The organism is Pseudoalteromonas sp. APC 3355 (assembly GCF_030407615.1).
GTDB lineage: Bacteria > Pseudomonadota > Gammaproteobacteria > Enterobacterales > Alteromonadaceae > Pseudoalteromonas > Pseudoalteromonas distincta.
The window spans coordinates 160,116-173,289 of record NZ_JASDDB010000005.1 but is presented as its reverse complement, the minus strand read 5'-3'; the positions used below and the strand labels follow the sequence as shown (position 1 = coordinate 173,289).

The 13,174-nt window shown below is 40.1% G+C and carries 10 protein-coding genes and 1 tRNA gene; 1 reads left to right on the top strand and 10 read right to left on the bottom strand.

Annotated features, from left to right (window positions below):
• Positions 1 to 100: 100 nt before the first annotated feature.
• The 10 genes from QMA08_RS10530 to QMA08_RS10485 all read right to left on the bottom strand — a co-directional run bounded on the left by QMA08_RS10530 (position 101) and on the right by QMA08_RS10485 (position 12,026).
• On the bottom strand, positions 101 to 1,276 hold the full coding sequence (locus QMA08_RS10530) for a hypothetical protein (protein WP_290174498.1): 1,176 nt from the start codon (positions 1,274 to 1,276) through the stop codon (positions 101 to 103).
• Positions 1,263 to 2,141: a lipoprotein NlpI gene (nlpI, locus tag QMA08_RS10525; RefSeq protein WP_002958493.1), complete on the bottom strand. Its 879-nt coding sequence runs from the start codon at positions 2,139 to 2,141 to the stop codon at positions 1,263 to 1,265. Before nlpI ends, QMA08_RS10530 begins: the two co-directional genes overlap by 14 nt.
• A gap of 141 nt (positions 2,142 to 2,282) precedes the next feature.
• Entirely contained in the window at positions 2,283 to 4,409 is a 2,127-nt protein-coding gene (gene pnp, locus QMA08_RS10520; protein ID WP_002958491.1) for a polyribonucleotide nucleotidyltransferase, read from the bottom strand.
• Positions 4,410 to 5,029: 620 nt separating this feature from the next.
• Positions 5,030 to 5,299, bottom strand: a complete 270-nt coding sequence (gene rpsO / locus QMA08_RS10515) for a 30S ribosomal protein S15 (RefSeq protein ID WP_002958490.1) — start codon at positions 5,297 to 5,299, stop codon at positions 5,030 to 5,032.
• Between the two features lie 153 nt (positions 5,300 to 5,452).
• Entirely contained in the window at positions 5,453 to 6,412 is a 960-nt protein-coding gene (truB, locus tag QMA08_RS10510; RefSeq protein WP_002958489.1) for a tRNA pseudouridine(55) synthase TruB, read from the bottom strand.
• Positions 6,396 to 6,878 (bottom strand): 30S ribosome-binding factor RbfA, encoded by a 483-nt coding sequence (rbfA, locus tag QMA08_RS10505; protein WP_002958487.1) that lies wholly within the window; start codon positions 6,876 to 6,878, stop codon positions 6,396 to 6,398. Before rbfA ends, truB begins: the two co-directional genes overlap by 17 nt.
• A 109-nt stretch (positions 6,879 to 6,987) precedes the next feature.
• Positions 6,988 to 9,648, bottom strand: a complete 2,661-nt coding sequence (infB, locus tag QMA08_RS10500) for a translation initiation factor IF-2 (RefSeq protein ID WP_002958484.1) — start codon at positions 9,646 to 9,648, stop codon at positions 6,988 to 6,990.
• A 25-nt stretch (positions 9,649 to 9,673) separates the two neighbouring features.
• Entirely contained in the window at positions 9,674 to 11,173 is a 1,500-nt protein-coding gene (nusA, locus tag QMA08_RS10495; RefSeq protein ID WP_002958483.1) for a transcription termination factor NusA, read from the bottom strand.
• 39 nt (positions 11,174 to 11,212) lie between these two features.
• Positions 11,213 to 11,668 (bottom strand): ribosome maturation factor RimP, encoded by a 456-nt coding sequence (rimP, locus tag QMA08_RS10490; protein ID WP_002958482.1) that lies wholly within the window; start codon positions 11,666 to 11,668, stop codon positions 11,213 to 11,215.
• A gap of 281 nt (positions 11,669 to 11,949) precedes the next feature.
• Positions 11,950 to 12,026: transfer RNA gene (locus QMA08_RS10485), tRNA-Met, on the bottom strand.
• A gap of 434 nt (positions 12,027 to 12,460) precedes the next feature.
• Here QMA08_RS10485 and QMA08_RS10480 point away from each other — a divergent pair.
• A complete protein-coding gene (locus tag QMA08_RS10480; protein ID WP_200219309.1) occupies positions 12,461 to 12,922 on the top strand; it encodes a globin domain-containing protein in 462 nt (153 codons plus the stop codon).
• The last annotated feature ends 252 nt before the right edge of the window (positions 12,923 to 13,174 follow it).

Genomic DNA, 13,174 nt, shown 5'->3' with positions numbered 1-13,174 from the left:
CTGATTTTGTCTATAAAAAGCGGTTCTGTATGGGTGTTTTTTAAACATGTACTAACAATTTATTAAGCCTACAAAAACAATTAATTAATACTGATAATTGTTAATTTAATATGGCCTTATTTGCAAATGTAAGCGCGCTGGAGTGGCGATAAGAATTACCATTGGTCATATCTAAATGCTTCAACCAAATCTCTCTATACTGCGCCGAGAGCCCTAACTGCTGATATTGCATAATAGACCAATTTTCACTAGGTTTATATGCAACACCACCTATCTGGCAACTCTTTGCTTTATGCCAGCCTATTGGGGGCGACTCATCATGAGAAATAAATAAATTAGGTGCCACAAAACCCGTTTTTGCACACAACCATGCTTGTTTAGCTTTAGGTAGCGCATATTCATCTTCAAAACCGTTAAAATGCATCAACTCATGCAAAAACACACTGTATTTTGCTTTTGAGTTTATTAGCATTGTTCCTTTAGTAACATTAGCCGTTCCATCTTTTGGCATCATTACTATAAAATCAAAATTGTTAGGAAGCTGGTTATTGAGTTTAGCTGATTGCCAGTCACACTTTGCTATTTGATTAATGCTACTTTTACACTCAAGCATACCTGCAACGTAAACTGGTTTTGAAAAGCAAAAAATATTTTCACGAGGCTCTGGTTGTTTATTATAAGCATTAATAAACTCGGTGAGTTTATATAAGCCCCTACGATGATCGCTCATAGTCAGCACGTTAAACATACATTGCTTATTAGGTTTGCTTATATTTCTTAAGGATGAAAAACCAAGAGCGTGGATAAACTCACTAGATACTTTACTCTGTGGTGTTTTTAACCGAAGTTTTAGATGATTTAGCACATCCCCTGCTGGTAATTTGTTTTTACTAGCGAGTAACTTTAAATCGCTCCAACGTGAGTGCTCAAGTAACTTTGCTGCTAATATTTTACGCTCTGGGATTGTTAAGTCATTTAATGATCTGAGCCAAAATTGTTTTGCAGTATCGCTCTGACTGTTTTTAATAAGCTTAAGAGAATACATATATTGGGCTGAAGAAATTTTACTGCGGGCGAGTATAGCTAAAGAGGTATTTGGTAACTGCTCTAAGTGATCAGAAAAATAACCAGGTGATTTCCAATAACTTTGTAGCACATTAGCTTTTGCGTTTAAAACATGCCAAAAGCCAATAGCGCCTAGGTGATTACTCGAGCCTGTAATTAACAAACAACATAGTAATACACCTATTAATTTAAAACGCTTAACTTGCGTCAACACCTTGCATCAACTCAAGCTCTAAACGCGCATATTTGTACTCAATAAACTCGTGTACATTAGTTGCTAGCGCAAGCCTAAAGTAGTCTGATGCTAAATACAGCTCACCTGCTGCTTGATGCATTTTAGCTAAATAAAAATAAGCTTCGCATAAACGCTGCGCATATTCTTGCTCAGTTCTAACACCATCACTAATGCCAGATAAAAATGCATGTTCACTCATATCCCCCGTATAAAGAGAAATTAACTGGTACGCCCATTGTGATTCATCAAGCGCAGTGGCATTTTGTTTAAGTGCATCAAGCGCAACGGCTTTATCCTCTTGTGCTTGTGCTAAATAAACCCATAAAACTCGGTACGGATCTTTTGGAGAGCGAGCTAAAAATTCATTAAAATCATTTTTAGCAAGGCCTGCTCTGTCGCCGTAATACAGTGCGATACCACGATTTAAATAGGCGTATTCATGCTCTTCATCAAGTTCTAGGGCAGAATCGAAAAACTCATAGGCTTTTTCATACTGCTGCATAAGCGTATGTTGAATACCTAAAAAATTATACACTTCAGCTAAATCAGGCTTAAGCTTTACTGCGCGATTAAAATCAATACGCGAAAGAGTTGTCATACCTAGACTATCAAAAAGTACACCACGGTCGTAATAAAGCTTAGCTTGTTGCTCTTCGCTTAAGTCGGCTCTATTTAATAGCTCTGAGTAGCGTGCAATAGCAATTTCACTTCTAAAGTCAGAAGCTAAAGGTGCAGTAAATGGCACATTAACAATCGGGGTTGGTTCTGATTCTGTTGTAGTTTGGCAAGCGCTTAAAGACAAAATAGCAAAAGATGCCAAAGCTAAATGTTTGAGTATCATTAAAATCCTTAATACCAAGATATATCGCGATTAATATAAGACAGACCTTGTCCAATAAGGTTTCATTAAAGCATAAAAAAAGGGGCTAAACAGCCCCTTTTTTACTATCTAGCTAATATAACTAGATTAATAAGTTAGCAATTACGCGTCAGTTGGCGCGTCAGCTGCAGGTGCTGCTGATTCCATTGCTTCTTTAATACTTAGACGTACACGGCCTTGGCGATCTACTTCTAGTACTTTAACTTTAACTTCTTGACCTTCAGAAAGGTGATCAGCCACGTTATTAACGCGCTCAGTACTAATTTGAGAAATATGTACTAGACCATCTTTACCAGGAAGAATGTTTACAAACGCACCGAAGTCTACGATACGTACAACTTTACCTTCGTAGATAGTACCTACTTCAAGTTCAGCTGTTAATTGCTCAATACGGCTAATTGCATTAGCTGCACTTTCGCCATCTGTAGCGGCAATTTTAATTGTACCGTCGTCACCGATTTCAATCGTTGTACCAGTTTCTTCAGTAAGCTGACGAATAGTTGCGCCACCTTTACCAATAACTTCAGCGATTTTCTTCTGTGGGATTTTCATTGTGTATATGCGAGGAGCAAACATTGATAGCTCTTCAGAAGGAGCAGAAATCGCTTCATCCATCACTTCTAAGATATGTAAACGTGCAGCTTTTGCTTGTTTAAGCGCAATTTGCATGATTTCTTGAGTGATACCTTCGATTTTGATATCCATTTGAAGTGCAGTAATACCTGCAGCTGTACCAGCAACTTTAAAGTCCATGTCACCTAAGTGATCTTCATCACCTAAAATGTCAGAAAGAACAACGAATTTATCGTCTTCTTTAACTAGACCCATCGCAATACCGGCAACAGATGCTTTAATTGGCACACCCGCGTTCATAAGTGCTAGAGAAGTACCACAAACAGACGCCATTGAAGAAGAACCGTTTGATTCAGTGATTTCAGATACTACACGGATTGAGTAAGGGAACTCAGTAAGTGTAGGCATTACAGCTGAAATACCACGCTTAGCAAGGTTACCATGGCCGATTTCACGACGCTTAGGAGAACCAACAAAACCAGTTTCACCTACACAGAATGGAGGGAAGTTGTAGTTAAGCATAAAGTGGTTTTTATGAGTACCAGTTAAATCGTCGATTAACTGTGAATCACGTTCTGTACCAAGTGTCGCTGTTACTAACGCTTGAGTTTCACCACGTGTAAAGATAGCAGAACCGTGAGTACGCGGTAATACGCCAGTCATTACGTCTAGTGCACGAATCATATCTGGTTCACGACCATCGATACGTTTTTCGCCAGCAGCGATACGGCCACGAACGATTTTCTTCTCAAGTGAACCGAAGATTTTGCCAATTTCTTGCTTGTCTAAAGACTCGCCTTCAGCAAGTTCAGCTGTTAATACTGCAACAACTTCATCTTTAGCTTCACCAAGAGCTTCTTTACGCGCTACTTTATCAGTGATTAAGTAAGCTGCGCCTACTTTTTCAGCAGCAATAGTTGCTACTTTATCTTCTAATGCAACATTTTTCTCAGGTGCAGTCCAATCCCAAGTAGGCTTGCCTGCTTGCGCTTTAAATTCTTCGATTGCAGTAATGATCGCTTGAGATTGCTCATGACCATATACAACAGCGCCAAGCATTACGTCTTCTGCAAGTACGTTAGCTTCTGATTCAACCATAAGTACCGCTTTATCAGTACCGGCTACCACTAAATCAAGTTGGCTTTCTTCAAGCTCTTTTAATGTAGGGTTAAGTACGTATTCGCCGTTGATGTAACCAACACGAGATGCACCAATTGGACCACTGAACGGGATACCAGAGATAGCAAGTGCTGCTGAAGTACCAATCATCGCAACCATATCAGGTTGGATTTCAGGGTTAACAGAAACAACAGTAGCAATAACTTGTACTTCGTTTACAAAGCCGCTTGGGAAAAGTGGACGAATTGGACGGTCAATAAGACGTGCAATAAGAGTTTCGCCATCGTTAGGACGACCTTCACGCTTTAAGAAACCACCAGGGATACGACCAGCAGCGTACATACGCTCTTGGTAGTTAACTGTTAGTGGGAAAAAGTCTTGACCAGGTTGTGCTTCACGCTTACCAACAACAGTTACTAAAACTGAAGTGTCGCCAATGCTTGCAAGTACAGCGCCGTCTGCTTGACGAGCGATTGCACCAGTTTCTAGAGTCACTGTATGTTGACCTAGTTTGAATTCTTTAATAATTGCTTGCACTTAAAATATTCCTTAAATGTATTCTAATAAGTTGTCATCAAAGTACCAATTACAGTACATAATTGTATTCAGTTGGAAATCAATTAAGTACTACAATTGGCAATGATGTGAATAATTGCAGATAAACCTTTTTACCTACGCGCATAGTATATACCAAAGCTACTTCAAAATGCGAGTCTAGGGTGTGTTGATCTTTGTGGATTGAAATTTGTTCAATCTAGGGGCGATTTAATCACGGCGCGAGACTTGTAACCTAGTGGGCTAAGTAAAAATCGAGCAACAAAGAGTTAATCGCCCCTAGGATGAACCCGCAGGGCAGCGCATGTTTGGCATTTATGCTGCGTTATCGCCTATTTATGGGGAATAACCACACTACATAGGCGCTGCCTTGCCTAAAGACCAAACATACAGCTGCAAAATTAATCACGAAAGGTCAACACACACTAGCTACTAGATTTAAGCTGGGCTAATGAGCGGGTAAATACAACGATGCTTGATAAGCTATGAAATAGGAGTTTTATAATATAATTCAATAAGTTTATATATTTGTTTTATTTTCAAACACAAATTTTAGGCACAAAAAAAGGAGCTAAAAAGCTCCCATTTCTATAATCTAGTTCTTAACGACGTAGGCCAAGTTCTTTGATTAGTGCAGTATAACTAGTGATATCTTTACCTTTAAGGTAATCAAGTAGTTTACGGCGAGTGCTTACTTTACGAAGCAGACCACGACGTGAGTGGAAGTCATGCTTGTGATCAGCAAAGTGACCTTGAAGCTTGTTGATATCATAAGTAAGTAATGCTACTTGTACTTCTGATGAACCTGTATCGCCTTCTGCACGTGCAAATTTAGCAATGATATCGATTTTTTCTTGATTGCTTAGTGACATAGTAACTCCAAAAATTAAATTTAAAAGGTGTCTTAGCCGATCACTAATTCAGCCAAAACGATTAAGCCGGCGTATTCTACCAACTGTGGGAATAACTACAAGTTAATTATTCCCATCTACAACTAATAAGCCACTGCTGGGCACACTAATTGCTTATTCAGGCTTTACGTAATCATCTTGCTGGCTAGCAAGACCACGTTTAACCTTTAAATGGCCACTTGAGTTGCGCTCGCCAGTACCAATAAACACACCATCCGCAACAACTTTAATTGCCCCCTCAGGTAAAGCTTCAGGTAACTCGACTGCTTGCCCATGACTAAATACTTTGCCCTGCTCTTTCGAAATTTCAATAACAGGTAAATCAGTTAAAGCAGTGTCTATAGGTAATAACAACGAGTCTAAATAAGTAGAAGGCGCAAGCTCTTCTGCTTTCGCTTTAGCAAGCAACGCTTCAATTTCATCAAGCGAAACCATTTTATCTGCCGGATACTGACCAACAGCAGTTCTGTGAAGCATTATAACGTGTGCGCCACACCCTAGGTTTTCGCCCAAATCATCAACGATTGTACGAATATACGTCCCTTTTGATACATGAGCCGTCATTTGTAATACGTTGTTTTGTTCATCAAATTCGTCAAACGATAAGCTAAACACATTTATTTTTCTGCATTTACGAGGGACTTCAATACCCTCTCGTGCGTACTTATATAATGGTCTACCTTGATACTTAAGTGCTGAGTACATTGATGGATATTGATCTGACTCACCAACAAAAGCAGCAATTTCTTTTGTTAACTGCTCACGCGTCACATTCACATCTTTCGTGCTTACGATTTCGCCATCAGAATCTGATGTCGTTGTACGCTCACCCAGTTTTGCACGAACAATATAGGTTTTATCTGTATCGAGTAAAAACTGCGTAAACTTAGTCGCCTCACCAAAACAAATTGGCAGCATACCTGTAGCAAGCGGGTCTAAAGCCCCAGTGTGGCCAGCTTTTTGTGCAAAATAAACACCTTTCGCTTGCTGCAGAGCTTTATTTGATGAAATGCCTTGCGGTTTGTTTAACAACAAAATACCGTCAACTGCACGGCCTTTACTGCGCTTTGCCATCTGTATCAGTGCCTTCTTCGCTATCTGTATCTTCTACGTGCTTAGTACTTTGTTCACTATCTGAAATATCAGCATCAACACTTTCTACATCTTCATCGACATGCTTTGCGTTATCTTCGCGGATAATAGAATCCACTAAATTAGAAATACGCATACCTTCCATCAGTGAATTATCAACTACAAACTTTAACTCAGGCATTATACGAGCACGAATACGCTTACCAAGTAACGAGCGAATATAACCCGTTGCTTCATTAAGTACTTTAGCGCTTTGCTTAGCTGCATCTTCATCTTGTGTGTTAAACACAGTGATGAAAATTTTGGCATAAGATAAATCACGCGATACTTCTACCGCTGACACTGTCACCATACCTAAGCGTGGATCTTTAATTTCGCGTTGTAAAATTACAGCAATTTCTTTTTGGATTTGCTGTGCAACACGATCAGTGCGAGAAAATTCTCTCATTGCATTTGTCCTAAAATCATAACTTATTGAAATTTAATAATAAGCTAATTAAATAATGGATACACAAATGGGGGCTAAGCCCCCATTTATTAGTTTAGCGAGCTAACAATTAAAGAGTACGTTGTACTTCAACTGTTTCAAATACTTCGATTTGGTCACCAACACGTACGTCATTGTAGTTCTTAACGCCGATACCACATTCCATGCCGTTACGAACATCAGCAACATCGTCTTTAAAGCGACGAAGTGACTCAAGTTCACCTTCATAGATAACCACGTTTTCACGTAGTACACGGATTGGAGCGCTACGTTTAATAACACCTTCAGTAACCATACAACCAGCAATTGCGCCAATTTTTGGAGACTTGAATACGTCACGAACTTGCGCAAGACCAATGATTTCTTGTTTAAACTCAGGTGCTAGCATGCCTGACATTGCTTGCTTAACTTCTTCGATTAAGGCATAAATTACGCTGTAATAACGAAGGTCTAAGTTTTCAGTATCAATCACTTTACGAGCAGAAGCATCAGCACGAACGTTAAAGCCAACTACAATTGCGTTAGACGCTGCAGCTAGTGTCGCATCAGTCTCAGTAATACCACCAACACCAGAGCCTACAATCTTCACTTTTACTTCATCAGTAGAAAGTTTAGTTAGTGAATCAGAGATTGCTTCGATAGAACCTTGAACGTCTGCTTTAAGTACCACGTTAACTTCAGAAACATCACCTTCAGTCATGTTAGTAAACATGTTTTCAAGCTTAGCTTTTTGTTGACGTGCTAGTTTAACATCGCGGAACTTACCTTGACGGTATAAAGCAACTTCACGCGCTTTACGCTCGTCTTTAACAACAGTTGCTTCGTCGCCCGCAGCTGGAATACCAGAAAGACCTAAAATTTCCACTGGAATCGATGGACCTGCCGACTTGATGTCTTTACCGTTTTCATCGCGCATTGCACGAACACGGCCATACTCAAGACCACATAATACAATGTCACCTTGGTTAAGCGTACCAGATTGAACAAGTACTGATGCAACTGGACCACGGCCTTTATCAAGACGAGATTCAATAACAACACCTGCAGCCATACCTTCGGTAGGTGCTGAAAGCTCTAAAAGCTCAGATTGCATAAGTACGGCTTCAAGAAGGTCATCAATACCTAGACCAGTTTTAGCTGAGATATGAACGTACTGCGTATCGCCGCCCCATTCTTCAGGGATAACGTCTAGCTGAGCTAGTTCGTTTTTAACGCGATCTGGATCTGCGCCTTCTTTATCCATTTTGTTTACAGCAATGATTAAAGGAACGCCAGCTGCACGTGCGTGCTGTACCGCTTCTTTAGTTTGTGGCATAACACCATCATCTGCTGCAACCACTAAGATTACGATATCTGTCGCTTTAGCACCACGAGCACGCATTGATGTAAATGCAGCATGTCCTGGAGTATCTAAGAAGGTAATCATATTGCCGTTTACATCAACATGGTATGCACCAATATGCTGTGTAATACCACCGGCTTCGCCAGAAGCAACCTTCGCAGAACGAATGTAATCTAGAGTCGATGTTTTACCATGGTCAACGTGACCCATTACAGTTACTACTGGAGCACGAGGCTCTGACTTACCATCTTCATGGCGGTCGTTAAGTACTGTTTGCTCTAATTCGTTTTCTTTAACAATGATAACCTTGTGACCCATTTCTTCTGCAACTAGTTGTGCAGCTTCTTGGTCGATCACTTGGTTAATAGTAACCATGTCACCCATTTTCATCATTGTTTTAACAACTTCAGCGCCTTTAACAGCCATGCGTGATGCAAGCTCAGCTACTGTAATTGTTTCGCTAATACGCACTTCATTTTTAACATCAACAGTTGGTTTTTGGAAACCATGCTGCAGCGATGCTGGTGCTTTTAATTTAGACTTGTTACGGCCTCTTGACGCTGCAAATTTATCTTTTGCTGGCGCTTTTTTCTTTTTCTTAGCACGGCGAGTGCCTTGCTCATCACGAGCATCGGCAACATCTTCTGCTTCACGTGCATAAGTCGAAGTCGTAAGATGGTGATCGGCTGTTTCTTCGCGTTTCTTACGTTCTTCTTCTTCTTTCTTCCAGCGTGCTGAATTCTCTTCAGCTAGCTTTCTTGCCTCTTCTGCTTGACGTTTCGCTTCTTCTTCAGCTTTCTTCAATGCGGCCTCTTCTGCTTCTTTTTGCAGACGCTCAGCTTCTATGCGATCTTTCTCAGACTTAGCACTTTGCTCTGGGGTCATCTGCTTTTGTTTCGCTTTACGCTCTGCATCAGCTTTGCGTTTAGCTTCTTCTTTGGCTTTACGGTCAGCTTCTTCTTTCGCTTTACGTTCTGCCTCTTGTTTCGCTTTTAATTCTGCGGCTTCTTGTTCAGCTTTTTGTTGCTGTTCAAGACGGGCTTTTTCTTCAGCGGCTAAGCGTGCTTGCTCTTGTTCTTGTTCCATTGCGCTTTTCTTCACGTAGGTACGTGTTTTGCGAACTTCAACTTGAACATCTTTAGCTTTACCCGTAGAACCAGTCACACTTAATGTGCTTTTGCTCTTACGTTGTAAAGTCATACGCGCTGGGCCATCTGAACCTGTACCACCATGATGCTTGCTTAAATGATCAAGTAACGTTGCTTTTTCAGCTTCTGTTACGTTATCAGTTGCTTGCTTAGTGATACCTGCTTGTGAAAACTGCTGTAGCAATTTATCAACAGTTGTACCTATATCGCCGGCTAGTTTTTCAACATTTACTTCTGCCATAGTGTGTAATACCTCCGTTAATAAATTACTCGTCTGCAAACCAACAAATGTTTCGTGCAGCCATAATCAGTTCACCCGCTTTTTCAGATGAAAGTTCTGTGATATCAACTAATTCGTCAATACCTTGCTCTGCCAAGTCTTCAAGTGTAACAACACCCTTGCTTGCCATAACAAATGCTAAGTGACGCTCTAAGCCTTCAAGCGCAAGTAAGTCTTCAGCTGGCTCTGCGCCATCTAAGCTTTCTTCCGTTTTAAGTGCTTTAGTTGTCAATGCATCTTTTGCGCGTGAACGCAATAAATCTACAGTCTCTTCATCAAGACCATCAATTTCTAAAAATTCAGACGCAGGTACATACGCCACTTCTTCAAGTGTCGAGAAACCTTCGTTAATAAGTAATGATGCAAACTCATCATCTATATCTAAATTTTCAGTGAATAAGTTAAGTAACTTATCAGATTCAGCTTCATTTTTAGTACGCATGTCTTCAACAGTCATTACGTTTAGTTCCCAGCCAGTTAATTGGCTTGCTAAACGAACATTCTGACCATTACGACCAATTGCTTGCGCTAGGTTATCGGCTTCTACAGCGATATCCATTGAGTGAGTGTCTTCATCCATTACGATTGAAGCAACTTCTGCTGGCGCCATTGCATTGATAACAAATTGTGCTGGGTTGTCATCGTAAAGTACGATATCAACACGTTCGCCACCAAGCTCAGACGATACAGCTTGAACTCGTGCGCCACGCATACCAACACATGCACCGATTGGATCAATGCGTTTGTCGTTAGATTTAACAGCAATTTTAGCGCGTGAACCTGGATCACGTGCAGCTGCACGTAACTCAATCATCTCTTCGCCAATTTCTGGCACCTCAATGCGGAATAATTCCATTAGCATTTCAGGTTTAGAGCGCGTTACAAATAATTGTGCACCGCGTGCTTCAGGTTTAACTTCATATAAAAGACCACGGATTCGATCACCCGGGCGGAAGTTTTCACGTGGCAACATGTCATCACGGTAAATTACCGCTTCTGCGTTGTTACCTAAATCAAGTACGATTGCATCGCGAGTTGCTTTTTTAACAACACCCGTTACCAGCTCGCCTTCTTGATCTTTGTATGCTTCAACAACTAAAGCGCGCTCAGCTTCACGTACTTTTTGTACGATAACTTGCTTAGCCATTTGTGTTGTAATACGGTCAAATTTGATTGAGTCAATTTGCTCTTCAACATAATCACCCATTTGCAAATCAGGTTCTTCAACCTGTGCTGCTTCTAGAGTGATTTCGCTGTATGGGTTCTCTAATGAACCATCTTCTAATACAGCGGCAATTTGCCAGCGACGGAACGTATCGTAATCACCGGTTTTACGGTCAATTGCTACACGTACTTCAATTTCGCCATCGTGTTTTTTCTTTGTCGCTGTCGCTAGAGCGAACTCTAGAGCTTCAAAAATCTTTTCTTTTGGAACCGCTTTCTCATTGGAAACGGCTTCAGCAACCAATAATATCTCTTTTGCCATGGGTAATGCCTCGCTTGCCCTATTCCTTCGCACTCGAATTTAAAACTTCGCGATTAAATTCGCACGTTCGATGTTACTAAGCATGATCAGATGCTCTGCACCATCGCTAGATAGTGTGATCATATCGCTGCTAACTGCTACTAAGTCGCCTTTAAAATTACGACGACCATCCTGTGGAAGTTTAGTACGCACGCGTACTTCCTCTCCTTGCGCCTGCTCGTAGTGATCTTGTTTGAATAATAGACGATCAACACCAGGAGACGATACTTCCAAATCATATTCATTTGTAATTGGGTCTTCGACGTCTAAAATCGCACTAATTTGGCGACTGGCATCCGCACAGTTATCAACTGAGATCCCATCCTCATGAGCAATATATACTCTTAAGGTAGAATGGCGACCCGCTTGTACAAATTCAAGACCATGCAACTCAAAGCCTAACATTTCTACCGCAGGCGTTAACATGGTTACTAAATCTTGTTCAAGTTTTGTCACGAAAATCCTCCATACAAACAAAAAAAGGGCTTATAGCCCTAAAATACTGAGTTTAAATTTTAATTTGATAGCAATTGCCACAAATCGTAAGGTGCAGATACAACAACGCCCCGAACCAAGCGGGGCGTCACACCAATAAAGCATAAAACTGTGTGGCCGAGGGCCAAGCTTGGTTGCGAGTCAGTAAACTGACCTAATTAAACTACATAGCCTAAAACGCAAAACGCGCATTACTTAGAATGCGCGATATAAATTAGTAAGGTAATACCTACTAGTAGAATTGGTTGCGGGAGCCGGATTTGAACCGACGACCTTCGGGTTATGAGCCCGACGAGCTACCAGACTGCTCCATCCCGCGCCAATAGATATCAAACCTTAATTTAATATCGCTGTTAGCTGTTATACAACACGCTAAACAATGGCCGCTATTATAAGGATGTACAGGATAATTAGCAACTATAATACGCAATTAGTTTATAAAATTTGCAATTCGTCAAGATGCTAATTTAATGTATATGTAAGTAACATAAGTAATCAGCCAACTTTATAAAATTCCCATACTTGAGTCATAAAATGTAGTAGCTTATTATTTCAGGATAAAAATCAGATAAACTGAAGTTTAATAACTCTTAAAATACGTTTTAAAGGCTCACTAATTACCAGAAAGTAAATAGATATAATAAAAAGCCATACTTTCACACTAAAAAAACGTGCAGAATTTGAACTGCCCGCTATAATCAACATTATTCCTACTTGATAATAATAGTTATTACTCACTGCAACGAGATAAAAATGAATCAACAACAATCAGCATTATTAAATAACTTAACAATTATTAAGCCTAACTTTCATGCGTTTACGGCTAAATTTCATAGTAAATTAGCCCAATCTAGTATTGAGATGAATTACCCGACGGCCTTACAGTTTAACGAAAAGAGCTTTACCCTCTTTTGCGTGTTAGAACGAATTGTTAAGCATTTAGATAAACCAGCATCGGTAGCTCCTTTTTTAGCTCACCATTTAATGTATCTAAAAAAAAGCGGCGCTTCACACAGTGACATTGCCCTTTTATCTAACGCTTTTTACGAAACCCTTGAAGAGCACCTTGGTAAGCATTTTACTACTGAGAGTCAGTTCGCTTGGAAAAAAGCGCTTAGGTACTTTGAAAGCTTTGCAAGCAATGTTCTATTCAACGTTACCAATGTGGTTTCGTTACAACAAAGAATGCAGCAAAAGCAAAGTAATAAAATTTAGATATTCAATTTTTAGGGGGAGACTTAATTTACTTAATCTCCCCTTAATTAGACTCATTTTAACACCATGGTCAAAAACGCCTTGATATGCGGTTAAACTTTTTTGCCCTATTGCTAACAGCACACTGTATTGTGTTATTTACCGCCTATATTCGTTTTACTAATCTATTATTAAACTCAAGAAACAAATAATCCCCAGCATTAAAAACAGCAAACTATTGTCGTTACGCACTTATTTACTCCTATTTGCTTG